Source organism: Acrocarpospora corrugata, assembly GCF_009687845.1.
GTDB lineage: Bacteria > Actinomycetota > Actinomycetes > Streptosporangiales > Streptosporangiaceae > Acrocarpospora > Acrocarpospora corrugata.
This window is the reverse complement of record NZ_BLAD01000038.1, coordinates 23,379-45,115: the sequence shown is the minus strand read 5'-3', so window position 1 is coordinate 45,115 and position 21,737 is coordinate 23,379. Positions and strand designations below refer to the sequence as shown.

The following is a 21,737-nucleotide window of genomic DNA, read 5'->3' as shown; positions in this document are numbered from 1 at the left end:
ATGACGAAGCCGCACCAGGGGTCACCGGAGATCCGGCCCCTGGTGGCGGCCGGGCTAGGCGCGGTTCTCGCGGGCCGCGCGGATCATCTCGATCTTCGCGCTGGCGGCGTACTTGTCGACGTATTCCTGGCCGGAGAGTTCCATCAGCGCGTACATGATCTCGTCGGTGACGGCGCGCAGGACCAGGAAGTCGTTCTCCATCCCGTAGTAGCGGGAGAAGTCCAGCGGCTTGCCGTACTTGACGCCAGGGCGGATGCCGAACTTGGGGATCGGGCGGCCGGGCGGCATCATCTCGAAGGTGTTGACCATCGCCCACGGGATGACGGGCGCGCGCGACTCCAGGGCCAGCCGGGCGACGCCGGTCTTGCCCTTGTAGAGGCGGCCGTCGGGCGAGCGGGTGCCCTCCGGGTAGATGCCCAGCACGCTGCCCTCGTTGAGGACCCGCAGGCCGGTGCGGAGCGCGGCCTCGCTGGCCTTCCCGCCGCTGCGATCGATGGGAACCGTGCCGACGCCGGAGAAGAAGGCGCGGCTGAGCAGGCCTTTTATGCCGCGGCCGGTAAAGTAGTCGGACTTGCCGAGCGAGATGACCTTGCGCGGCAGGAAGAGCGCCCCGAAGAAGTGGTCGGCGAAGGACAGGTGGTTCCCGGCCAGGATGACCGGCCCCTCCTTCGGCACGTTCTCCACTCCCTCCGCCCACGGGCGGAACACGAAATGGAGGAACGGCCACAGGATGGCCTTCACCACCCAGTAGAACACTCGGGCGCTCCTTCTGTCGTTTCTCAGTGGAGTCATCTTCGCACGCCCGACCCCCTCGCACGACGGGAGCGTAACGTGCGACTATCGGGCAATCTTTCCAGTTTTGGAGGGGACATGCCGCTGCTGCCGGGTGCCGAGCCGTACCACCACGAAGGCGGCCAGATCGGCGTACTGCTCTGCCATGGATTCACCGGGACGCCGCAGTCGCTCCGGCCGTGGGGCGAGTTCCTGGCCGAGGCCGGGATCACCGTCTCGCTGCCCCGGCTGCCCGGCCACGGCACCACCTGGCAGGAGATGAACAGGACCCGCTGGGAAGACTGGTACGCCGAGCTCGACCGGGCCTTCGCCGAACTGAAGGCCACCTGCGCCGAGGTCTTCGTGATGGGCCTGTCCATGGGCGGCTGCATGGCGCTGCGCCTGGCCGAGGTGCACGGCCCCGCCATCCGCGGGCTGGTGATCGTCAACCCGTCGGTGGTCAACGACACGCCGATCCTGCTGCTGGCGCCGCTGCTGAAATGGGTGCTGCCGTCGGTGCCCGGGTTCGGCAGCGACATCAAGAAGCCCGGCAGCGTGGAACTGGCCTACGACCGCACGCCGGTGCGGGCCGCCGCGACGCTACCCCGGCTCTGGAAGCTGGTGCAGTCCGAGCTTGACAAGATCAGCCAACCGGTGCTGGTCTTCCTGAGCACGGAGGACCACGTGCTGAAACCGGCTAACGTGGAGTTGCTCCGGGCGCGAATGGGGGACAATCTGGAGGTCCGGGAATGCGTGGACAGCTACCACGTCGCGACCCTGGACAACGACGCTCCGGCCATCTTCTCGGGGAGCCTCGACTTCATCCGCCGATACGCGTCTGTACCCTTGACTAAGGACTCTTGACCTGGGATCGATGTGACGCCACAGAGTGATGAGGACGAGGTCTGGCGTCAGATCATCGCCTCTTACAACCAGACAGCCGACGACAGTTCGGCTGATCAGCCATGGCCGGATCGGGAGAACGTGCCGGCCAGCCCGGCGACCGACGTGGCCGACCCGGAACCCGCCGTCCCGGCCGGGTCCGGCGAGGCGGACGAGGCCGAGCCGGCCGAAGCGGAAGAGGACGACGAGGACCACGATCACTACATCCCGCCGCCGCCCGCGCCGCTGCCCAAGGCGGACGCGCTCACCAAGGCGTCCTGGCTGGCGCTCTTCGGCGGGCCCGCCTATCTGCTGCTGGCCGCGCTGCTGAACTGGTCGATGGCGCCGTGGATCGTGTTCACCGCGGTGGCCGCGTTCATCGGCGGCTTTGTCGCGCTGGTGGTGCGGATGGGCGACGGGCCGCCCAGCGACGGGTGGGACGACGGCGCGGTCGTCTGAGTCACATGTCACCGCATGTCACCGCTTGGCGACGGGGCCGAAGGTCTCGACCAGGTCGCCGTAGCGGTTGTCCTCGTCCAGGACGTGGCCGACGGCCATGGTGAGGTCGCCGACGCGGGTGACCGCCTGGAGCCGCACCGTGCGGGGGCTGTCCGCGGATTCGCCGCGGAGCGGTTCCCAGCGGCGGCCGGTGAACTTGACCAGGAACCCGGCGTCGGGGCGGGCCGGGTCGTAGCCGGAGGCCCAGAAGCCGCCCTTGCCGTCGCCGGTCACGCCGTACAGTTCGGCTTCGGCGATGGGGAGTTTGTCCTTCTTCCAGCGTTTGCCGTCCCAGCGCAGGATCAGCGGCTCGACGCCGTCGGCGCCGTGGAACACCCCGCCCACCGCGACCGCCCGCTTGGCGCTCTGGATGTAGACGTCGCGCAGGTAGCCGCCCTTGATCGCGGGCACCGACACCGGCTTCCAGCCGCTCCCGGTCAGGCGCATCACCAGCGGGCGGGAGCCGGTGTCGCCCACCGCCCAGCCGTCCTTGCCGGCCAGCGCCACCCCGTGCAGCGCGCCCGCGGGGCCGAGCGCGGCCGTCCAGCCGCCGGCTCCGGTGGCGATCAGGCTGTGCCCGCCCCGGCTGCCGACCGCGACCACCTTGCCCGGCTGCGCCGCCACCGCGCGCAGCCAGTCGCCGCCCCGGATCGGCGGCACGATCACCCGGTCGAACCCGCCCCTGCCGCCCTTCCCGATGTACGGCACGCCGTCGTGCCCGTCCCCCACCACCCACAGCTCGGTGGCGGAAACCGCGCTGATCGACCGCAGCGGCCCGACCCCCGTGACATCTCCGCGCGCGCCGACTTCGGTCCAGGACCGGCCGTCCCACCGGGTGACCACCCCGCGGTTCTGCCAGACGTCCCAGATCCCCTCCTGCCCCACCGCCCACACGTCGTTTTCGGACAGCGCGGCGACATCGGAGAGCGAGCTCCCGTTCCCCAGGCTCGCCGAAGCGGCCTGCCGGACGATCTCGTCGGCGACCGCCCGGGGGCGGGAGGGACTTGGCTGGGCGTGCGCGACCGATGTGACGTGAGGTATTTGCCCGGCCAGAAGACCGACGAGAAGCCCACACAACGGCACCACGCGCCGGGTCAGGCAACGGGCCATGAGCAAATCGTACGGGTCGGCACCCGCTCAGGGGGTGAGAGACGCCATTTCCGCCCCCGAAGCGAGACAGATCACTCCGACCGAATCCCCGCCGCGGAGATCTCGGCGATCACCGGACGGTGGTCGGTGGCCGCGCGCAGGTCCTCCAGAGCGGGGATGTCGTCGGAGTCGCCGCAGGCGTGCACGGTCAGGCCGGGCCCGGTGAAGACCGCGTCGATCCGCTTGCCCGGGTTCGCGGCCGGGAACGTGGAGCCGTCACCGCGGGGGGCGGCGGCGTAGCCGTCGGTGAAACGGCGGGACAGGTACTGCCAGGCCGGATCGTCGGGCTGCTCGTTGAAGTCGCCGGCCAGCACGGGCCGGGCGCCGTGGCCGGCGGCGACGGTCCCGATCCGGGTGGCGACCTCGACGATGTGCCACATCCGGGCGCCGGAGTGCAGGTCCAGATGGACCGAGCCGACGGCCAGGCGGGTGCCCTCGATCTCCACGATCGCGACGGCCATCGCCCGCCACTCCAGGCCCAGGAACCGGCGCAGCCGGTGCTGCTCGGCGTGCAGGACCGTGGCGCGGGGGCCGGTCAGGACGGCCACCCCGGCGGCGCGGCCGCCCGCCGCCAGGGTCATCCCGGTGACCTGGGCCAGGGCGCGCCGCCACCCCACGGCGAAGCGCGGCACCTCCTGCACGCACAGGACGTCGGGGCGGAGCGCGGCGATGACCCGGGACAGCGCGCCGCGATCATCGCGGAGCGCGCGCACGTTGTAGGTGGCGACCCTGATCATCGAGGGGGGTTCACGGCATTCGCGCGAGATCGGCCGCCCCCACCAGTCCGGCCGACGCGCCGAGTTCGGCGATCCGGATGTCGGCGAGCGGGCGGTGGCCGCGGCCGGTCAGGCGTTCGGCGAACGCGGCCTTGACGCCGTCCAACCACAGGTCGGCGGCCTGGGAGACGCCGCCGCCCATGATGAAGCAGCCGGGATCCAGCACGGCGGCCAGATCCGCGAGGCCCTGGCCGAGCCAGGCCGCCATCGACGCGAAGGCTTCGAGCGCGACCGGGTCGCCCGCGCGGGCGGCCTCGGTGACCTCGCGGCCCTCGATCTCCTCCGGCCCGCCACCGGCGATCTCCAGCAGGACGGCGGCGCGGCCGGGGTCGGCGGTGGCCAGGCGGCGGGCCTCGGCGACCATGGCGTTGCCGCTGGCGTACTGCTCCCAGCAGCCGAGGTTGCCGCAGCCGCAGAGCTTGCCGTCCGGCACGCTCTGGAGGTGGCCCAGTTCGCCGCCCATCCCCCACCGGCCCCGGTAGAGCGCGCCGCCGACGACGATGCCGCCGCCGATGCCGGTGCCGACCGTGACGCAGACCACGTGCGTCTCGCCGCGCCCGGCCCCGAACCGGTACTCGCCCCAGGCCGTCGCGTTGGCGTCGTTCTCCACCACCACCGGCAGCCCGACCAGGTCGGCGACCTTCTTCTGCAGGGGCTCCTCGCGCCAGGCCAGGTTGGGCGCGAACCGGACCACCGACCGCGTCTCGTCCACGAACCCGGCGGCGCCGACGCCCACGGCCTCGACCTCGTGCCTGGACGCCAGTTCCTTGATCGCTTCGGCCACGACGCCCGCCACCAGTTCCGGACTGTCGGCGGGCGTGGGCCTGAGCAGGCTTTCGACGATCTTGCCGGCGTCGTCCACCACTCCGGCCGCCACCTTCGTCCCGCCGATGTCGATGCCGATGGTCAGCGTCATGACGTCCCTTTCCCGCGGGGGCTCAGCCCAGGTCGATGTGCTCCACTCGCGAGTCATCATGCCGCCGGGACGTCGACGGGCGCTGCAGTGCGTCGACCGCCTGCCGGAAGGCGGCGAACAGCTCGCCGCCCGCCGCGATGAGGTGGTCGGTGACGTCGCCGCCCGACTCGCGGCGCGCGGCGATCACCCGGCAGACCGGGCAGGCCCGGCAGATGTACTCCTCATGATCATGCCCTGAAACCGCCTCCCCCCACACATCCTGCTGCGGGCGGGAACGGCTTCCGCCGCTGCCGAACGCGGTGCCGATCCCGCTGCCCGCGCCCTTGACGAACCCTTTGCCCAGCTCCCGGCCCACCCGCTGCTGGAGCGAGTCGAGGAACTTCATCGCCTCTTCCGCGGCGGAACCCAGCGGATCCGGCCGATCATTGCTTTCCGTCATATCTCGAACGTTACCCGGAGGTGGCCGTCCTGGAGCGCCGCCGAGGCCACCGTCCTGCGGGCGAGTGCGGCGGGCAGGGCGATGACCCGGCGGTAGGAGCCGGCGGTGACGATCAGCTCCTCGCCCTTGCGGGCCAGGTCGACCTCGGATTTGTCGGCCAGCGGGAGCCAGAGGGTGAGTTCGTCGGCGCTGACCCGCATCGGGGGGTCGCCGGTGGGCGGGGCGAAGGGGTCGAGGTCGCCGTACAGGGCTTCGCCGACCTGGGCGAGGGCGTCGATGCCGACCGGTTCGGCCGGCAGGTACGGCACGGTCAGCACCGGCAGCGGCGCGAACGAGTCGTGCACGTCGGCCAGCTGCCTGGTCTGGGCCTCGACCCAGCGGGCGCGCCATTCGTCGGCGCCTTCCGCGGGAAAGACGCGGTTGGCGATGACGGCGTCCACGCGGTAGCCGTACAGGCTGAGGGAGGTGAGGGTGCGGCGGGCCTCGGCGACCACCACGGCCTCGGGGGTGAGGACCAGGCGCACCGAGGCGTTGTCGCCGGTGAGGAGTTCGCGGACGGCCAGCAGGCCGCGGTGCAGGCGTTCCCCGGCCGAGATCACCTTCTCCTCGGGGGCGCTGACCTTGGCGACCGCCCGGAACATCGGGCCGAGCGCCTTCAGCAGCCGCCGCCCGATCGGGAGCAGGCGGCTGACGTGCCAGTCCAGCGCCTCCGGCAGGGCCAGCAGGCGGAGCGTCTCGGCGGTGGGCGCGCAGTCCACCACGATCACGTCCCACCGGCCGGTGCGGGCCTGCTCGCGTAACTCCAGCAGCGCGATGATCTCCTCCGCGCCGGGCAGCACGGTCACCTCCTCGGAGGTGATCTCGTCCAGGCCGAGCTCGGCGAACGCGTTCCTGGCGAACTCCTGCAGCTCGCCCCAGTGCCGTTCGAGCGAGCGCTGGGTGTCGACCTGCTGCAGGTAGAGGCCGGGGGCGGCCTCGACCGGCTCCTCCGAGGGCGGCACGTCCAGCGCGTCGGCCAGCGAGTGGGCCGTGTCGGTGGACACCACCAGCGTCTTCAGGCCGCGCCGGGCGGCGAGCGTGGCGGTGGCCGCGGCGGCCGTGGTCTTGCCGACGCCGCCCTTCCCCGTGAAGAGCAGGACCCTCATGCGCTCTCGACGCGTTTCTTCAGCCCTTTCAGGGCCGTGTCGATGATGACCTTCTCGGCCTTGCGCTTGATCATGCCGATCATCGGCACCTTGAGGTCGACCGCCAGCTCGTAGGTCACCTCGGTGGCCTCGCCCCGCTCGGCCAGCCGGTAACTGCCGGTGAGCCCGGACACCATCCGGCCGCTGTCCACGATGCGCCAGCTCACCGCGTCCTCGTCGGCCCAGTCGTAGGCCAGCGTGTACTCGTCGCTGATCACGCCCGCGTCCAGGACGAACTTGACCGTCTGCGGGCGGCCCGCCGCGTCGCTGCTCAGGACCTGCGCCGACTTCACCTGACCGGCCCACTCCGGGTACGCGGGAAAATCCGCGATCACGGTCATGATTGTCGACCGGCCGGCGCCGATCGTGATGCTCGACGTGGTGCGATCAGCCATGGCCCAACCGTACTTCACCATTCGAGAGTGAACGGCGTCCCCCGACCGCGGAAATGCCCGACGTTCACGCATTCCGTGCGCCCGATCCTGGTCCTGCGGACCAGCGGCTGGTGCACGTGCCCGAACAGCGCGTACTTCGGCTGGGTACGGCGGATCGCCGCCAGCGTGGCCTCGCTGCCGCGCTCGAACCGCCTGGCCACCGTGTCGTACAGCAGGTCGGGGATGGCGGGCGGGATGTGGCTGCAGAGCACGTCCACCGGGCCGAGCGCGTCGACCTTGCCCGCGTACTCCTCGTCGTCGATCTCGTACGGCGTTCGGTAGGTGGTCCGCAGCCCGCCCCCGACGAACCCGAAGGTCAGGCCGCCGATCTCGGCCGTCTGCCCGTCCAGGATGTGATGGCCGGGGCGCGCGTATTCGCCCCACAACCTGGGCAGATCCACATTGCCGTAGGTGAGATAGGCGGGGGTGGGCATTGCGGCGAATATCTCCGCGTACTGCGCGCGGACCGCGGTCTCGATGTGCTCGCGCGGATCGCCGCCGAGCCCGGCCCAGAGCCCCGCCGAGAGGGTTCTGGCCTCGTCGAACCGGCCGGCCGTGCGCAGATCGATGAACTCCCTGGCCCGGACCGCGCCGAACAGGTCGGGGAAGATCCCCTGCGAGTGGTCGGCGTAGTCGACGAACAGGATCAGATCACCCAGGCAGATCAGCGCGTCGGCGCCGTCGCCCGCGCGGGCCAGCGCGTCGGCCCGCCCGTGGACGTCGCTGACGACATTGATCCGCATGCCCGTCATCCTACTTGCCACCAAGCGCTTGCCTCCGGCCCCGCCTGTGCGCCGCGAGGGTGATCCAAATGCAGGCTGATAGCGTGAAATTGCCCGGATAACGCCTGGGTGACGGATCTACCAACGCGTAACTTCTCGCGGTAGCGTCCGGTGCAAACTTACCCAGCGGTGCCCCAAAGGAGTGACCGTGCGCGAGTACAGCGTTCCCGTGCTGGTGGACGTCCCACTGTCGGCCAACTGCACCGACACGGTGTTCCAGCGGGCGGTTGACGAGCCCGCGGCCGTGGTCGTCCGGCGCAAGGTAGGCGAGGACTGGACCGCGATCACCGCCGCCGAGTTCCACGCCGCCGTCGCGGGCGTCGCCAAGGGCCTGATCGCGGCGGGCATCGAGCCGGGCGACCGGGTCGCCCTGATGTCGCGCACCCGCTACGAGTGGACGGTCGCCGACTACGCGATCTGGGCCGCCGGCGGCGTCGGCGTGCCGATCTACGAGACGAGCTCGGCCGAGCAGGTCAAGTGGATCCTCTCCGACAGCGGCGCCAAGGCCGCGATCGTGGAGGCGGCCGGGCACGAGGCGACCGTCCGGGAGGCCGCGCCGGACCTGGCGCTGGTGTGGAACATCGACGACGGCGGCCTGGCGGCGCTGACCGAGTCCGGCGCCGGGGTCACCGACGAGACGCTGACCGAGCGCCGCACCGGCCGGGGCGGCCACGACCTGGCCACCATCATCTACACCTCGGGCACCACCGGCATGCCGAAGGGCTGCCGGATCACCCACGACAACCTCCTGTTCACCGGCAGGAACGTGGCGTTCGGCCCGCTGGAGGACCTGTTCACCGTGGACGGCAGGGCCGCCCTGCTGTTCCTGCCGCTGGCGCACAGCTTCGCGCGGATGGTGCAGATCGTCCTGCTGGAGACCGGGACCGTGCTCGCGCACACCCCGAACATGAAGAACGTCGCCCCCGACCTGCAGGGGTTCAAGCCGACCTTCCTGCTCGGCGTGCCGCGCGTGTTCGAGAAGGTCTACAACGGCGCCGAGCAGAAGGCCACCGCCGACGGCAAGGGCAAGATCTTCCACACCGCCGCGAACGTGGCCATCGAGTACAGCAAGGCCGAGGCCACCGGCGGCGCCGGGCTGGGCCTTCGGCTGAAGCACGCCGCCTTCGACAAGCTCGTCTACACCAAGCTGCGCGCCGCCACCGGCGGCAAGCTGAGCGCGGCCGTGTCCGGCGGCTCCGCGCTCGGCGAGCGGCTCGGCCACTTCTTCCGCGGCGTCGGCATCGAGGTCTTCGAGGGCTGGGGCCTCACCGAGACCTCCGCGCCGTCCACGGTCAACATCCCCGGCGCCAACAAGGTCGGCACGGTCGGCAAGCCGTTCCCCGGCGTCACCGTCGGCATCGCCGAGGACGGCGAGATCCTGGTCAAGGGCCGCCACATCTTCGACGGCTACTGGAACAACGAGAAGGCCACCGCCGAGGTGATCGACTCCGACGGCTGGTTCCACACCGGCGACGTCGGCGAGCTCGACAAGGACGGCTACCTCAAGATCACCGGCCGGAAGAAGGAGATCCTGGTCACCGCCGCCGGCAAGAACGTGGCCCCCGCCCCGCTGGAGGACAGCATCCGGGCGCACCGCCTGATCAGCCAGGTCATGGTGGTCGGCGACGACAAGCCCTTCATCGGCGCGCTCGTCACGCTCGACCCCGAGGCGATGGCCCAGGTCACGCTGACCGACGAGGAACTCCAGGCCGAGGTGCAGTCGGCCATCGACAACGCCAACCGCATGGTCTCCAAAGCCGAGCAGATCAAGAAGTTCGTCATCCTGGAGCACGACATCACCGAGGAGACCGGGCACCTGACCCCGTCGCTCAAGGTCAAGCGCAACCTGGTGATGCGCGACTTCGCCAAGCAGATCGACGAGCTCTACGGCTCCTAGGCTTCCAAGAGACCAAGAACCGGCTCCGGACGACGCCGCGGTCCTTGACCGCCTTCAGGCCGCAGCCGATGGTACGGAACGCCTGGCTTCCGTCCGCGGTCAGGCGACGCCGGAGCGCCGATCCAGCAGCAGGGTGGCGAAGCGGGCGGCGACCTGGTTCCAGGTCCATTCGCGTTCGATCCAGTCGCGCCCGCGGGCGCCCATGGCGCGGGCGGCGGCCGGGTCCTGGAGGAGGGTGAGGAGCGCGGCGGCGATGTCGCGCTCGTCGCCGCCGTCGACGACGAGCCCGGTGTCCCCGTGGCGGACGGCGTCGGGGGCCCCGCCGGAGGACCCGGCCACGACCGGAAGCCCGGTGGCGGAGGCTTCGAGATAGACGATGCCCAGGCCCTCGACGTCGATGCCCGCCAGCCGGGTACGGCACGGCATGGCGAACACGTCACCGGCGTCGTAGTGCGCGGGCAGCGCGGACCAGGGAACGGCCCCCGTGATGACGACGCTGCCGTGATACTCGGCGGCGGCGCGTTCCAGCGACTTCCGCGCCGGACCGCCCCCGACGAGCAGCAGCGCGGCGTCGGGCACCCGGCCGAGCACGAGCGGCCAGGCTTTGATCAGCATGTCCTGGCCCTTGCGCGAAACCAGGCGGGAGACGCAGACGACGACCGGCCGTCCGGTCAGCCCGAGGGCGGCCCTGACCTGATCGCCGCCCGCCCCTGGCCGGAACAGCGCGGTGTCGACGCCCGGCGCGAGCCGCACCAGCTTGTCTTCGGGGATCTGGGTGGTGAGGTGGGCGTGGGTGTAGGGCCCGAGGTAGGTGACGATGTCGGCGTGTTCGCCGATCCTGCGGAGCAGGTCCCGCGCGATCGGCAGCCGCGCCCAGGACGCCTCGTGGCCGTGGGTGAGCATGATCACTCGCTCGGCTCCGGCCGCCCGGAGGGTGGGCGCGAGCAGCCCGAGCGGCGCGGCGGCGCCGAACACGACCGTGGTGCCCGGCTCCACCAGCCGGGCCGCCCGCCGCGCCACATCCCTGGTCGGCAGCATCAGCTTGCCCGGATGCCGCACCACCTCGTACGGCTGGCACGCGTCGAACTCCCCGTCCCCCGGCCAGCGGGGCGCGTACACGACCACCGACCCCGGCGGACGGCGGACGGCGAGCGCGTGCACGAAGGACTGGATGCCCCCTGGCCGGGGCGGGAAGTCGTTGGTGACGATCAGCGTCCTGCCCACATGTGCCCCCGTCCGCGCCACCGTCCGCGCCACCGTCTGTGTCACCGTCCGCGCCACTGTCTATGTCACCGTCCGCGCCACCGTCCGCGCCACCGTCCGCGCCACCGCTGGTGGCCCTGGTCACGGTTCTTCGGCGCTGTTGAGCAACGCCCAGGAGCGCGCCATGCCGATGCGCTGCGGAGCGGTCGGGTGGGACACGTAGAGCACGTACTCCAGCGGGTCCGGGGTCAGGTCCGAGATGTTGCGGGTGGCCAGGCGTTTCTGCATGGCGATGAAGGTGACAGGATCCTGGGTCAGCTCCAGGGCGTGGGCGTCGGCGCGGGCCTCGATGTGCCTGCTCACCAGGTTCTGGGCGGGCCCGGAGACGATCGTCCCGAGCGAGATGAGCCCGACCAGCAGGCCGGCCGCGCGGGGATCCCCCAGCGCGGGCACGGCCGTCCGGCGGCGCAGCCCCTGGGCCAGCAGGAACAGCAGGCAGGTGCCGAGGGCCGCCCCCAGCCCGCCGACCAGCGTGCCGTACAGGACGTCACCGTTCTTGGCGTGACCGAGCTCGTGCGCCACGATCAGCTCGGTCTCCTTCGGCGGCTCCTTGAGCAGCGTGTCGTACACGACGATCCGCCGCGTCGCCCCGAACCCCGACACGTACGCGTTGAGCGCCGTCGTCCGCCGGGACGCGTCCGCGACCAGGACGTCCCGCACCGGAACGCCGTCCCGATCCGCCATGGCCAGCAGATCGTCGCGCAGCTGCCCGGCCGGGAGCGGCGTGAAGTCGTTGAAGACGGGCTCGACCAGCACCGGATACGCGAACGACAGCCCGACGGTGAGGAGGAAGGCGCCCGCCGACGCCGGAATCCACCACCGTCTCGGCCATTTCCTGGCCAGCGCGACCACGACGAGGATGGTGACGGCCGACAGCGCCACCTGGAGGCCGAAGTTCTTGAGCCGGTCCCCCGACCAGGCCGCCCACGTCTGGGTGGACAGGCCGTAGTCGCGCAGCACGGTCTCGAACCACATCCCGAGCGGCCATTTCAGCGCCAGCGAGACGGCGTAGACGCCGACCACCCCGATCAGGGTGCGCAGCCACCACGGGCCTCTCAGCCGCGCCAGCAGCCGCGCGCCCAGCGGCGTCGCCACCAGCACCCCGGCCACCAGCAGCGTCACGCCCAGCGACAGGTAGGACGGCACGCTGGTCGCCAGGTCGAAAGCCTGGGCGCGGGCGATCTCCTGAGCGCTGAAGTCGCGCACCGGATCCGGCTCCGCCGCCGGCGCGTCCGCCAGGACCCGCCACGGCGTCGTCACCGCCACCACCGCGACCAGCACCACGCCAAGCCCGGCCAGCGCGAACGCGGCCCCCCGCGTCCCCGATCGTTCCACCCGCCACCTCCCCCGACTCGCAGACCTTCGTATCACACCGGCCCGACAAGCCGCCGCCGCAGGTAATCACGCCAGCCGTCGGTGAGCTCCCCCATACTCACCCCAAGTGTGCGTTCCACGGCGGTGCCCGGATCCCCGTCCCGAGCGGTCCGGTACAGCTCCACCAGCCGGTCGACTCCGAAGCGCTCGGATATATAACGACATGCCAGCCAGGCCTCCTCATACGCCTGCGCCAGGCGTTTCGAGCCGGCCCCGAACGCGTCCCGTCCCGGCAGCCGCCGGGGCAGCACCCCCGCGCGGACCTCCTCGGCGAGTTCGGACGCGACCACCCGGACCGGAAGCCCGCTGTCCAGATATCCGACATAGTCGGCGAAGCCCTCGATCAGCCACATCGGCATCTCGCCGCTCATGGCGGCCCCCGTCGCGACGTGCGTCAGCTCGTGCGACAGGACGACCCGGCGGCCCACCTCGGAGAGCCGCCCGAACCCCCCGGGCTCGATGATCACATGATCCACGTCCGCCAGCGCCGCCATCCCCCGCACCCCGGCGGGCACGGCCAGCACGGCCGCCTCCTCCGTCGACTTCGGCACCAGCACCACGACCCCGGCCAGCGCCCATACCCGGGTGACGGCCCGCCTGGCGCGCTCGACCTCTCCCGCGAACGCGAATCCCACCTCAGCCGAGTCAGTGAACGGCGCGTCGGGGGCAACGGCCGAGTCGGTGGGCGGCGCCGCGGGGGTAACGGCCGAGTCAGTGGGCCGCGCGGCGGGGGCGACCGAGACGAGTGGCGCGCCTTTGGCGATCAGCACGAGCGTGTTGTCGGTTCGGACGATCGTGGCGTCCGCCCAGATTCCAGGGTGTTCGCGGGCGATCGCGCGGGCCTGGGCGAGCAAGGTGTCGACAGGCGCGGACGCCGACGCCAATGCCGTCAGCATGGCCGCCAGGAGGGCGGCGGTCAGCCGTACGCGCATGGGAGGCATGGTATGCGGGGCGGCCCTGCCCCGCTCAGGGAGCGGGACAGGGCCGCCTTGTGCCACGAACGGTCAGAGACCGGGTCTAACCGCACCGACGAAGGTCTGCTTGCGGTAGTCGTTCAGCTTGTCGATACGAACGTTGGCCCCAGCATGCGGGGAGTGAATCATCTTGCCGTCGCCGACATAGATGCCCACATGCCCGCCACCGCTGGTGAAGATCAGGTCCCCCGGTTCCAGGTTCTTCCAGGAGATCTTCTTCTTCACCGCGCTGAGCTGGGAGTACGTGGTTCGCGGGAGCTTCACGCCTGCCTTACGCCAGGCGAACACGGCCAGACCGGAGCAGTCGAACGAGCCGGGCCCGGTGGCTCCCCACTGGTACGGGTCGCCGAGCTGCTTCTTGGCCGCCGCGACGGCCACCTGAGCCTTGGACCGCTGGCGCGCGGCCTTGCTCACGGTGCCGCTCTTCTTCGCGGAGCTCTTGGTCTTGGCGGGGCCGGCCGCGGGGAGGAGGCTGCTGCCGGGGATCTGGACTCCCGGCGGGTCGTCGGGAACGTTCCCGGCGGTGGTCTGGTCAGCCGTGTCGGTCGTGGTGAGCGTGACAGTCGTCGTGTCTGCCGCCACAGGTTGCGCCATGAGCACTCCGACCGAGGCCGTGAGAGCGACGCCGCCCAGGGAGACGCGGGCAAGACGGGACAGACATGCGGGGGTGGTGGACAGGATCGCTCCTATGATCTTCCTCTGACGCCTACCGGGTTAGCTGACGGATTCGGGCGGGGAAGTCGCCCTACGGTGTAATTCACACCGATTCACCCCTTGGCACCTGCGGACAGGGCCTTTTGGGTCCCCGGCTCCATGCCTCCTGACTGCATGGACTCGGCTGGTCGCATTTGTGACATACGACACATGGATCTTTTTGGAGACATCAGCCCATTCGGCTGAGATGAGCCCGACGCCATGGCTTGTGCGTCGGGGGCAGAAACTACCGAGCTTTCCCCCGTTTCGGCAAAGCTTTCTCCAAAGATAAAGATCAGATAACTAGAAATTGATCGTAAAAACCCTGCATACACAGGCATTTCAATGCCGAATGTGACTCTGGTCACACATGACGACTCATCAGCCGAACGTGACCACACCAGTCACATAGACCCCACGGGCCACCGAAGATCGTTCCAACGCGCACCCGGGGAAGCGCTTCCCCACATGCCGAAATAGGCACAGATGTAATGAAAAAGTGATGTTCGTCCGATTTTGGCCGGGCCCGGCGATCAGGGGCGGACGGCCTTGTCCGGGTTGTACTCGCTGAGCGAGGTGATCTTGACGACGTCACCCGTCTGCGGCGAATGGACCACCTTGTTGTCGCCGGCGTACAGACCGACATGGCCGAACCCGCTGTGCCACACCAGATCGCCCGGCTCCAGGGCGTTCACCGACACCCGGCGGCTCGCCCCCCAGGACCACATCTCGTAGCTCGTGCGCGGCAGGTTGACCCCGCCCTTGGCCCAGGAGGCCTGCACAAGCCCTGAGCAGTCCCAGGAGCCCGGACCCGTCCCCCCGTAGCGGTACGGCTTCCCAATCTGCGCATACGCGAACTCAAGGGCCGCCAGGGCGTTCCCCGACGCCGGGCCCGTGTAGATCTGTCCCGCGCTGTTGGTGTTGCCGGGGTTGTACGCGCCCATCTCGCGGAGCAGCTTCACCTGCTCGGCCACCATCCGGTCGGCTTTCTTCTTCTTCTTGACCAGCTCGTCCTTGACCCCGGCGGCGTCCTGGTAGGTCTTCTTCTTGGCCTCGCGCTGGGTCCGCAGGCCCTTGATGGCCGTCTCGAACTCGGTCAGCGACTTGGAGCGCCCCACGGCCAGCTGGTCGATCAACGCCATGGTCTGCAGCATCGCGTCCGGGTTCTCGGCCGTGAACAGGCCGCTCAGCGTCCGGAAGTCACCCGTCTGGTAGTTGGTGACCGCGACCCCGACGACTCCCGCCCGTAACGCCTGGACCTGGGTGTCCTGCTTCTTGAAGGCGACGTTGACCTTGTCGTACTGCTTCTTCGCCTTCTTCCACTTCTCGTTGGCGGCGTTGAAGTCGTCGACGATGTCGTCCATCTGCTTGTTGAGCTTGGTCAGCTTGGCCTTCGCCTCCGCGAGCGTGGGCTTCGGGTCGGCTTGCGCGCCGACTACCGGAAGGAGGATGACGGCTGCGGCCAAACCCGCCGCGACCGATGCTCGCCCACGCACTTGGACCCCTTCCAGACGGACAGACCTGGACGGGAACTCTAGTGAAGCGATCTTGCTGGCTCAACCGATTCGGGCTATTTGCCCAGTTCGTCACTCATAGCGATCAACCGATCACGCACGGCCAAGCCTGCGCAGCAGCAGCGTGGCCGGCACCGGCCTGGCCCCCATCCGCCGGACCGACTCGGCCACCTCCCGATCGGCGGACACCACCGCGATGGCCCGGCCGGGCGGCTCGATCCGGACCAGCTGCCTGATCAGGTCGTCCGCGATCTGCCCGGGCGCGCTGAACGCCACCCGCACCCCGCGCGGCGCCGACACCTGCACGGGACCGTCCAGCTCGGCCCCGTCGAACACACACGTGATCTCCACCCGGACCTGGACGGCCAGCCCGCCCAGCCCGGTCAGCAGCCGGCTGCGCTGGTCCACCAGCGTCAGCGTGCCGTATCCGGTCTTGGTGACGTTGTAGCCGTCTATGATCAAGTGCAGGTTGGGGATCGCCAGCAACTGGTCCAGCAGCTGCGGATCGTCGTCGGCCAGCGCCCGCGCCGGCACGGCCCGCACGCTCGGCGGCCCCGGCGTCACCGCCGTCACGTAGTCGGCGGGCCGGCTGATCGACGTGGGCAGCGACAGCTCCTTGCGCAGGCCCTTCGCGGCGTCCTCCAGCGCGTCCACCAGCACCCGGATCCGCGCGTCCTCGACGCTGCGGCCCTCCCGCGCGGCCCGGCGGCTGGCCTCCAGATGCCGTTCCGCCTCGGCCAGCCGCTCCTTCAGCTTGCGCAGCTCCGTCTCGGCGGCGGCCCCGGCGCCGGCCACCCGGTGGCGCGCCTCGGCGGTGGCCGCGTCCAGCTCCTGGGCCCGCGCCTCGGCCGCCTTGGCCCGCTCCCTGGCGTCGTGCAGCTTGCGCCGCAGGTCGGCGTTCTCCGACCGGGCGGCCCGCAGCTGCTCGCGGACCCGGTCGATCTCCTCCTTGGCCGCGGTCCGCTGCGCCGCCAGCTGCTCGCGCAGCCGGATCTCGGCCTGCTCCCGCTGGCTGCCCAGCGCGGCGGCCCGGTCCAGGTCCTCCCGCGCCCGCTCGACCAGCTCGGCCCAGCCTGGCGGCCTGGTCAGATAGGCGGCGGCGGCCACCAGCACCGGCTCGGCGGCGGGCGGCACGGTCTCCTCGGCCAGCGCGGACACCAGCTCCGGCCAGGCCGCGGTGAGCGCCTCCGCGACCAGCTCGCGGAACTCCTTGTCGTTCTCCAGCTGCGCGGCGATGGGCGCGCTGCCCAGCCGCGCCCGCTTCCGGGGATCGAACTTGGCGATCCCCCGCAACGGCGGCGGAATCGTCCCACTCGGCATCCCGCCGAGCACCTGCGCCGCCAGCTCGACGACATGCGCCCGCACTTGCTCGGGCAGGGGACGAGACAGGCCCTCTCCGGCTGAACTCATCCCTGGTCGCTCCTCGTCCTGGTCTTTCATTCAAGGGTACGGCTCTGCGGCTCCGCCACATCACTTTCCGCGACTTGCCATCCCCCACCGCCCGAAACACTGGATTTCACCAGCAACCGCCCTTGCCCGGTAAATCAGGGGTAAACGCCGTATGGACAAGCGCTTGGTTCGCGGTATACGACTGGCGCATGGCGACCGTGGATGGCCCGGGCGAAATGCGCACTTCCACCCGCGACCTGCGAAAACTCCGAGAACCCCTGCGCGTCTGGCTGACCGGCAAGGTCAGGGCCGAGGTCGAGTTGTCCGACCTGGGCACGCCGGAGGCCAACGGGCTGTCCAGCGAGACGCTGCTGTTCGACGCCACCTGGGCGGGCCGGACGACCGCGTGCGTGGCCCGGCTGGCGCCCTCCGCCGAGGCGGTCCCGGTGTTCCCGGCCTACGATCTCGGCAAACAGTTCGAGATCATGCGGGCGGTCCGGGACCTGGCGGGGGTGCCCGCGCCCCGGCCGCTCTGGTTCGAGCCCGATCCGGATCCGATCGGGACGCCGTTCTTCGTGATGGAACGGGAGTCGGGCGAGGTGCCGCCGGACGTCATGCCGTACACGTTCGGGAGCTGGCTCATGGACGCCTGCGCGGCCGATCGGCGGCGGCTGCAGGACCAGACCGTCGAGGTCCTGGCCAAGGTGCACTCGGTGCCGGTGTCGGCGGTGCCGTTCCTGGCGAACGGCTACCCCGGCGAGTCCGCGCTGCGGCGGCATGTGAACGAGCAGCGGGCCTACTACACCTGGGCGCACGGCGCGATGCCCATCCCGATCCTGGAACAGGCCTTCGACTGGCTGGACGCCCACTGGCCGGCCGACCCGGGGCCGGACGCGCCGAGCTGGGGCGACGCCCGGATCGGCAACGTGATCTACCGGGATTTCACCCCGGTCGCCGTACTCGACTGGGAGATGGCGGGGATCGCGCCGCGGGAGGTCGACCTCGGCTGGATGATCTTCCTGCACCGTTTCTTCCAGGACCTCACCGAGCTCATGGAACTTCCCGGCATGCCCGACTTCATGACCCCGGCCGACGTCTGCGCGGCCTACGCCGACTTCTCCGGCCACCAGCCCCGGGACATGCCGTTCTACGAGATGTACGCCGCCCTGCGCCACGGCATCGTGATGGCCAGGGTCTGGCACCGCCGGATCCACTTCGGCGAGCAGCCCATGCCCGAGGACCCCAACGACCTGGTCATGCACCGCGCCACCATCGAAACCCTGCTAACCACCACCCCCCCAACCAACTAGGACGATCTATCACATACCGTGCAGTTAGGACCTCCGCCGTGCGCAGCTGCGGCCACGGCGGAGGTCCGCCACCAAGTCCGAAATACGCTCGCGTGAGCGGAATGGCGTCATTTACGGTGGTCGGATGCTCAAGCCCGCTTACCCCATCGAGACTCCGCGCCTGCTCCTGCGCCCCTTCGAAACTGACGACGTCCCCGCCGCACACGCGTTCCACTCCCTGCCCGAAGTGACCCGCTACCTCTACTGGGAGCCCCGCGACCTCGACAAGGTCCGGGCCAGCGTCGAGGAGAAGTCGCAGGTACGGGAGCTCACCGACGCGGGGCAGGTGCTCGCCCTGGCGGTGTGCGAGCGGGCGACCGGCGCGCTGGTCGGCGAGAGCCTGCTGTTCTGGCACAGCCGCGAGCACCGGCAGGGCGAGATCGGATACATGTTCCACCCCGCCCACCACGGCAAGGGCTACGCCACCGAGGCCGCCAGGCAGATGCTCAGGCTCGGCTTCGACGGCCTGGAGCTGCATCGCATCACGGCCCGCGCCGACGGCCGCAACGCCGCCTCCGCCCGGGTGATGGAGCGGCTCGGGATGCGCAAGGAGGCGCACCTGATCGAGAACGAGATGGTCAAGGGCGAGTGGACCGACGAGATCGTCTACGCGATGCTGCGCCGCGAATGGGACGAACTCCCGTAGACACGGCACTCCTGACGGCGGCAATCCCGGGAAGTGTCGGTCCGCGTCTCTATGGTCGTGGACGTGGAACAGGGCACTCTAGATGATCTCGGGACTCCGCTCTCCGGCGTGACGTTCGTCGTCTTCGACCTGGAGACCACCGGCGTGACGACGTCCGAGCACGGCATCACCGAGATCGGCGCGGTCAAGGTGCGCGCCGGCGAGGTGCTCGGCGAGTTCGCCACCCTGGTGGATCCTGGCGGCCCGATCCCGCCGTTCATCTCGGTGCTGACCGGGATCACCGACGCGATGGTGATGGCCGCGCCCCGGATGACGGAGGTGCTGCCGAGCTTCCTGGAGTTCATCCGCGGCTGCACGCTGGTCGCCCACAACGCCCCCTTCGACATGGGCTTCATCAAGGCGGCCTGCGCCGGTCAGGGCTATCCGCCGCCGGTCAACCCGGTGGTCGACACCGCCGACCTGGCCCGCAGGGTGCTCAACCGCGACGAGACGCCCAACTGCAAGCTCGGCACCCTGGCCCGCTTCTTCCGCAGCGGCACCGAGCCGTGCCACCGGGCGCTGGCCGACGCCCGCGCCACCGTCGACGTGCTGCACGGCCTGATCGGCCGGGTCGGCTCGCTGGGCGTGCACACCCTGGAGGACCTGCGCGGCTTCGTCCGCATGCCGACCCCGGAGCAGCAGCGCAAACGCCACCTGTCCGAGGGTGTGCCCGCCAATCCCGGGGTCTACATCTTCGAGGACGCGCGCGGCGAGGCCCTCTACGTCGGCAAGAGCTCCAACCTGCGCAACCGGGTCCGCAGCTACTTCACCGCCAGCGAGACCCGCCCGCGCGTGCGCGAGATGATCGGCATCGCCGAACGGGTCCGCACCATCGTCTGCGCGACCGCGCTGGAAGCCGAGATCCGCGAACTCCGCCTGATCGGGGCCACCAAACCCCGCTACAACCGGCGATCCCGCTTCCCCGAACGCGTCGTCTGGCTGAAACTGACCAACGAGCCGTTCCCCCGCCTGAGCATCGTCCGCGAGCTCAAGGACGACGGCGGCACCTACCTGGGCCCGTTCGGCAGCAGCCGCACCGCCGACGAGGCCCGCACCGCCATCCACGAGGCGCTGCCGCTCCGGCAGTGCGCGGAACGATTATCGCCGAACGTCTTCCGCAGCGCCTGCACCCTGGCCGACCTGGGCAAATGCGGCGCCCCCTGCGACGGCCGCCAGAGCCGGGCGGCCTACGGCGTGCACGTCGCCCAGGCCCGCCACGCGATGGAACAGGACGCCGGCCTGGTCTTCTCCGCCGTGGAGGCCAGAATGGACCGCCTCTCCGCCGAACAGCGCTACGAGGAGGCCGCCGTCGACCGCGACCGCCTCGCGGCCTACGTCCGGACGGCGGCCCGGATGCAGCGCCTGCTCTCGCTCACCCGGATCGAGCAGATGGTGGCCGCCAGCCCCGCCTTCAACGGCGACTGGGACATCCACGTCATCCGGCACGGCCGCCTGACCGCCGCCGGCGTGATGCCCCGCGGCGCCCACCCGGTGCCGTATGTGGAGGCCCTGGTCGCCACCGCGGAGACGGTGATCCCCGGCCCTGGCCCGACCCCGGCCGCCAGCGCCGAGGAGACCGAGACCATCCTGCGCTGGCTGGACACCCCCGGCGTCCGCCTGGTCCGCGTCGAGGGCGGCACCTGGAGCCTGCCCGCGTACGGGGCCGGGCGGCTGAAGAAGCGGATCGACCGGGCCTACGAGAGCCTGCGCGCCCGCCAGCCGAGAGAGGGCAGGCCGCTGCGCTAAGTTGAGGATCACCCGCAATCCCGCAGGAGGAGAGTTCGATGGTCACCGCGATCGTGCACATCAACGCCGATGTCGATCGGATCCCCGAGGTCGCCCAGAGCATCGCCGAACTCGACGGCGTCAGCGAAGTCTACTCGATCACCGGCGAGTTCGACCTGCTGGCCATGGTCCGGGTGAGCGACTACGAGCAGATCGCCGAGGTCGTGCCCGGCCGCCTCAACAAGGTGCCCGGCGTGCTGCACACCGAGACCCACATCGCCTTCCGCGCCTACTCCCGCCACGACCTGGACGCGGCCTTCTCCATCGGTCTCAGCGATTCGGACTGATCGCCGGTTTCCGGCTGATCAGCAGCCGCACCCGCACCTCGAAACCGCCGGCGACCGGCCGCGCCGCCACCGAACCCCCGAACAGGGCGGCTCGCTCCCAGATCCCGAGCAGCCGCTCCCGGGGCAGCCCGTCGTCCCGCACGCCGACCTCCAGCACCCCGCCCAGCCACCGCAGCTCGACCGTGGCCACCGTCGCGTTCCCGTACAGCACCGCGTTGCGCAGCGTCTCCTCCACGATCCGGTACACCGACAGTTCGAGCACCGGGCCGCCGGCCCGGACGCCGTCCTCCCGCAGGGTCACCGCGAGCCCGCCGGCCCGGTAGCCGTCGACCAGCGCGGGCAGGTCCGCCAGCCTCGGCTGCGGTCCCCTGCTCACCCCGTCCACCCGGAGCAGCCCGAGCATCCGCTGCAGGTCGCTGAGGACCTGCCGGCCCGACTCCTCGGCCGCCCGCAGCGTCTCCCTGGCCCGCTCGGGGTCCCGGTCCATGATGACCCGCCCGGCGCCCACCCCCAGCGTCATCACGCTCAGGTCGTGGGCCACCACGTCGTGCAGCTCGCAGGCGATCCGCAGCCGCTCCCTGGCCAGCGCGTCCGTCGAATCCACCAGCCAGCGACGAACGGCCCGCGACGCGAGCCGGGACACAAGAAGACGCATCATGCGGGCAACCTAAATCGGCCGTCCCGCTGATTTCGTCC

General features: G+C 70.6%; 22 protein-coding genes and 1 riboswitch. Of the genes, 7 read left to right on the top strand and 15 right to left on the bottom strand.

What is annotated here, in order from left to right; genetic code table 11:
• Positions 1-54 precede the first annotated feature (54 nt).
• A complete protein-coding gene (locus Acor_RS04890) occupies positions 55-756 on the bottom strand; it encodes a lysophospholipid acyltransferase family protein (RefSeq protein ID WP_155335324.1) in 702 nt (233 codons plus the stop codon).
• A gap of 114 nt (positions 757-870) precedes the next feature.
• On the opposite strand from Acor_RS04890, the gene Acor_RS04885 reads away from it, so the two are divergent.
• Together Acor_RS04885 and Acor_RS04880 are read left to right on the top strand one after the other, a co-directional pair.
• Positions 871-1,635 (top strand): alpha/beta hydrolase, encoded by a 765-nt coding sequence (locus Acor_RS04885; protein ID WP_155335323.1) that lies wholly within the window; start codon positions 871-873, stop codon positions 1,633-1,635.
• A 12-nt stretch (positions 1,636-1,647) separates the two neighbouring features.
• Positions 1,648-2,112, top strand: coding sequence for a hypothetical protein (locus Acor_RS04880; protein ID WP_155335322.1), 465 nt, complete (start codon positions 1,648-1,650; stop codon positions 2,110-2,112).
• An 18-nt stretch (positions 2,113-2,130) separates the two neighbouring features.
• Here Acor_RS04880 and Acor_RS04875 read toward each other — a convergent pair whose 3' ends face one another.
• The 7 genes from Acor_RS04875 to Acor_RS04845 all read right to left on the bottom strand — a co-directional run bounded on the left by Acor_RS04875 (position 2,131) and on the right by Acor_RS04845 (position 7,792).
• On the bottom strand, positions 2,131-3,261 hold the full coding sequence (locus Acor_RS04875; RefSeq protein WP_155335321.1) for a hypothetical protein: 1,131 nt from the start codon (positions 3,259-3,261) through the stop codon (positions 2,131-2,133).
• 71 nt (positions 3,262-3,332) lie between these two features.
• Positions 3,333-4,037 carry an endonuclease/exonuclease/phosphatase family protein gene (locus tag Acor_RS04870; RefSeq protein ID WP_155335320.1) on the bottom strand — a complete coding sequence of 235 codons (705 nt, stop codon included), beginning with the start codon at positions 4,035-4,037 and terminating at the stop codon, positions 3,333-3,335.
• 10 nt (positions 4,038-4,047) lie between these two features.
• A complete protein-coding gene (locus tag Acor_RS04865) occupies positions 4,048-4,992 on the bottom strand; it encodes an ROK family glucokinase (protein WP_155335319.1) in 945 nt (314 codons plus the stop codon).
• A 22-nt stretch (positions 4,993-5,014) separates the two neighbouring features.
• Positions 5,015-5,431, bottom strand: a complete 417-nt coding sequence (locus Acor_RS04860) for a DUF5304 family protein (RefSeq protein WP_155335318.1) — start codon at positions 5,429-5,431, stop codon at positions 5,015-5,017.
• Positions 5,428-6,576, bottom strand: a complete 1,149-nt coding sequence (locus Acor_RS04855) for an ArsA family ATPase (protein WP_155335317.1) — start codon at positions 6,574-6,576, stop codon at positions 5,428-5,430. Before Acor_RS04855 ends, Acor_RS04860 begins: the two co-directional genes overlap by 4 nt.
• Complete coding sequence (locus Acor_RS04850) at positions 6,573-7,010, bottom strand: SRPBCC family protein (protein WP_155335316.1); 438 nt, start codon at positions 7,008-7,010, stop codon at positions 6,573-6,575. Before Acor_RS04850 ends, Acor_RS04855 begins: the two co-directional genes overlap by 4 nt.
• 14 nt (positions 7,011-7,024) lie before the next feature.
• Positions 7,025-7,792, bottom strand: coding sequence for a metallophosphoesterase family protein (locus Acor_RS04845; protein WP_155335315.1), 768 nt, complete (start codon positions 7,790-7,792; stop codon positions 7,025-7,027).
• Between the two features lie 187 nt (positions 7,793-7,979).
• On the opposite strand from Acor_RS04845, the gene Acor_RS04840 reads away from it, so the two are divergent.
• Positions 7,980-9,728 (top strand): AMP-dependent synthetase/ligase, encoded by a 1,749-nt coding sequence (locus tag Acor_RS04840; protein WP_155335314.1) that lies wholly within the window; start codon positions 7,980-7,982, stop codon positions 9,726-9,728.
• A gap of 99 nt (positions 9,729-9,827) precedes the next feature.
• On the opposite strand, the gene Acor_RS04835 is transcribed toward Acor_RS04840, so the two are convergent.
• The 6 genes from Acor_RS04835 to Acor_RS04810 all read right to left on the bottom strand — a co-directional run bounded on the left by Acor_RS04835 (position 9,828) and on the right by Acor_RS04810 (position 16,956).
• Positions 9,828-10,952 carry a glycosyltransferase family 4 protein gene (locus Acor_RS04835; protein WP_155335523.1) on the bottom strand — a complete coding sequence of 375 codons (1,125 nt, stop codon included), beginning with the start codon at positions 10,950-10,952 and terminating at the stop codon, positions 9,828-9,830.
• 120 nt (positions 10,953-11,072) lie between these two features.
• Entirely contained in the window at positions 11,073-12,326 is a 1,254-nt protein-coding gene (locus Acor_RS04830; RefSeq protein WP_155335313.1) for a M48 family metallopeptidase, read from the bottom strand.
• 32 nt (positions 12,327-12,358) lie between these two features.
• The gene (locus tag Acor_RS04825; protein ID WP_155335312.1) at positions 12,359-13,297 is read right to left on the bottom strand and encodes a peptidase MA family metallohydrolase; all 939 of its coding nucleotides are present in this window, start codon (positions 13,295-13,297) and stop codon (positions 12,359-12,361) included.
• A gap of 72 nt (positions 13,298-13,369) precedes the next feature.
• Positions 13,370-13,933 carry a C40 family peptidase gene (locus Acor_RS04820; RefSeq protein WP_155335311.1) on the bottom strand — a complete coding sequence of 188 codons (564 nt, stop codon included), beginning with the start codon at positions 13,931-13,933 and terminating at the stop codon, positions 13,370-13,372.
• A 94-nt stretch (positions 13,934-14,027) separates the two neighbouring features.
• A riboswitch (cyclic di-AMP (ydaO/yuaA leader) is annotated at positions 14,028-14,189 on the bottom strand.
• A 376-nt stretch (positions 14,190-14,565) separates the two neighbouring features.
• Positions 14,566-15,528, bottom strand: a complete 963-nt coding sequence (locus Acor_RS04815) for a C40 family peptidase (protein WP_155335310.1) — start codon at positions 15,526-15,528, stop codon at positions 14,566-14,568.
• A 111-nt stretch (positions 15,529-15,639) separates the two neighbouring features.
• Positions 15,640-16,956 carry an NYN domain-containing protein gene (locus tag Acor_RS04810; RefSeq protein ID WP_155335309.1) on the bottom strand — a complete coding sequence of 439 codons (1,317 nt, stop codon included), beginning with the start codon at positions 16,954-16,956 and terminating at the stop codon, positions 15,640-15,642.
• A 188-nt stretch (positions 16,957-17,144) separates the two neighbouring features.
• Here Acor_RS04810 and Acor_RS04805 point away from each other — a divergent pair, with 188 nt between their 5' ends.
• The 4 genes from Acor_RS04805 to Acor_RS04790 all read left to right on the top strand — a co-directional run bounded on the left by Acor_RS04805 (position 17,145) and on the right by Acor_RS04790 (position 21,041).
• Positions 17,145-18,245 carry a phosphotransferase family protein gene (locus Acor_RS04805; RefSeq protein ID WP_155335308.1) on the top strand — a complete coding sequence of 367 codons (1,101 nt, stop codon included), beginning with the start codon at positions 17,145-17,147 and terminating at the stop codon, positions 18,243-18,245.
• 124 nt (positions 18,246-18,369) lie between these two features.
• Positions 18,370-18,930 (top strand): GNAT family N-acetyltransferase, encoded by a 561-nt coding sequence (locus Acor_RS04800; protein WP_155335307.1) that lies wholly within the window; start codon positions 18,370-18,372, stop codon positions 18,928-18,930.
• A gap of 51 nt (positions 18,931-18,981) precedes the next feature.
• Entirely contained in the window at positions 18,982-20,715 is a 1,734-nt protein-coding gene (locus tag Acor_RS04795; protein ID WP_170316791.1) for a DEDD exonuclease domain-containing protein, read from the top strand.
• A gap of 38 nt (positions 20,716-20,753) precedes the next feature.
• Positions 20,754-21,041: an Lrp/AsnC family transcriptional regulator gene (locus tag Acor_RS04790; RefSeq protein ID WP_155335305.1), complete on the top strand. Its 288-nt coding sequence runs from the start codon at positions 20,754-20,756 to the stop codon at positions 21,039-21,041.
• Here the strand turns inward: Acor_RS04790 and Acor_RS04785 are convergent.
• On the bottom strand, positions 21,025-21,699 hold the full coding sequence (locus tag Acor_RS04785; protein WP_155335304.1) for a sensor histidine kinase: 675 nt from the start codon (positions 21,697-21,699) through the stop codon (positions 21,025-21,027). The two genes, Acor_RS04790 and Acor_RS04785, sit on opposite strands and share 17 nt — an antisense overlap.
• Positions 21,700-21,737: the final 38 nt, after the last annotated feature.

What these genes read in the sequence shown, in the direction of transcription:
- Acor_RS04785 (WP_155335304.1), bottom strand. Translation starts at nt 21,699, where the DNA reads ATGATGCGTCTTCTTGTGTCCCGGCTCGCGTCGCGGGCCGTTCGTCGC.
- Acor_RS04850 (WP_155335316.1), bottom strand. Translation starts at nt 7,010, where the DNA reads ATGGCTGATCGCACCACGTCGAGCATCACGATCGGCGCCGGCCGGTCG.
- Acor_RS04790 (WP_155335305.1), top strand. Translation starts at nt 20,754, where the DNA reads ATGGTCACCGCGATCGTGCACATCAACGCCGATGTCGATCGGATCCCC.
- Acor_RS04860 (WP_155335318.1), bottom strand. Translation starts at nt 5,431, where the DNA reads ATGACGGAAAGCAATGATCGGCCGGATCCGCTGGGTTCCGCCGCGGAA.
- Acor_RS04885 (WP_155335323.1), top strand. Translation starts at nt 871, where the DNA reads ATGCCGCTGCTGCCGGGTGCCGAGCCGTACCACCACGAAGGCGGCCAG.
- Acor_RS04800 (WP_155335307.1), top strand. Translation starts at nt 18,370, where the DNA reads ATGCTCAAGCCCGCTTACCCCATCGAGACTCCGCGCCTGCTCCTGCGC.
- Acor_RS04865 (WP_155335319.1), bottom strand. Translation starts at nt 4,992, where the DNA reads ATGACGCTGACCATCGGCATCGACATCGGCGGGACGAAGGTGGCGGCC.
- Acor_RS04845 (WP_155335315.1), bottom strand. Translation starts at nt 7,792, where the DNA reads ATGCGGATCAATGTCGTCAGCGACGTCCACGGGCGGGCCGACGCGCTG.
- Acor_RS04870 (WP_155335320.1), bottom strand. Translation starts at nt 4,037, where the DNA reads ATGATCAGGGTCGCCACCTACAACGTGCGCGCGCTCCGCGATGATCGC.
- Acor_RS04810 (WP_155335309.1), bottom strand. Translation starts at nt 16,956, where the DNA reads ATGAGTTCAGCCGGAGAGGGCCTGTCTCGTCCCCTGCCCGAGCAAGTG.
- Acor_RS04875 (WP_155335321.1), bottom strand. Translation starts at nt 3,261, where the DNA reads ATGGCCCGTTGCCTGACCCGGCGCGTGGTGCCGTTGTGTGGGCTTCTC.
- Acor_RS04855 (WP_155335317.1), bottom strand. Translation starts at nt 6,576, where the DNA reads ATGAGGGTCCTGCTCTTCACGGGGAAGGGCGGCGTCGGCAAGACCACG.
- Acor_RS04805 (WP_155335308.1), top strand. Translation starts at nt 17,145, where the DNA reads ATGGCGACCGTGGATGGCCCGGGCGAAATGCGCACTTCCACCCGCGAC.
- Acor_RS04820 (WP_155335311.1), bottom strand. Translation starts at nt 13,933, where the DNA reads ATGGCGCAACCTGTGGCGGCAGACACGACGACTGTCACGCTCACCACG.
- Acor_RS04795 (WP_170316791.1), top strand. Translation starts at nt 18,982, where the DNA reads ATGGTCGTGGACGTGGAACAGGGCACTCTAGATGATCTCGGGACTCCG.
- Acor_RS04825 (WP_155335312.1), bottom strand. Translation starts at nt 13,297, where the DNA reads ATGCGCGTACGGCTGACCGCCGCCCTCCTGGCGGCCATGCTGACGGCA.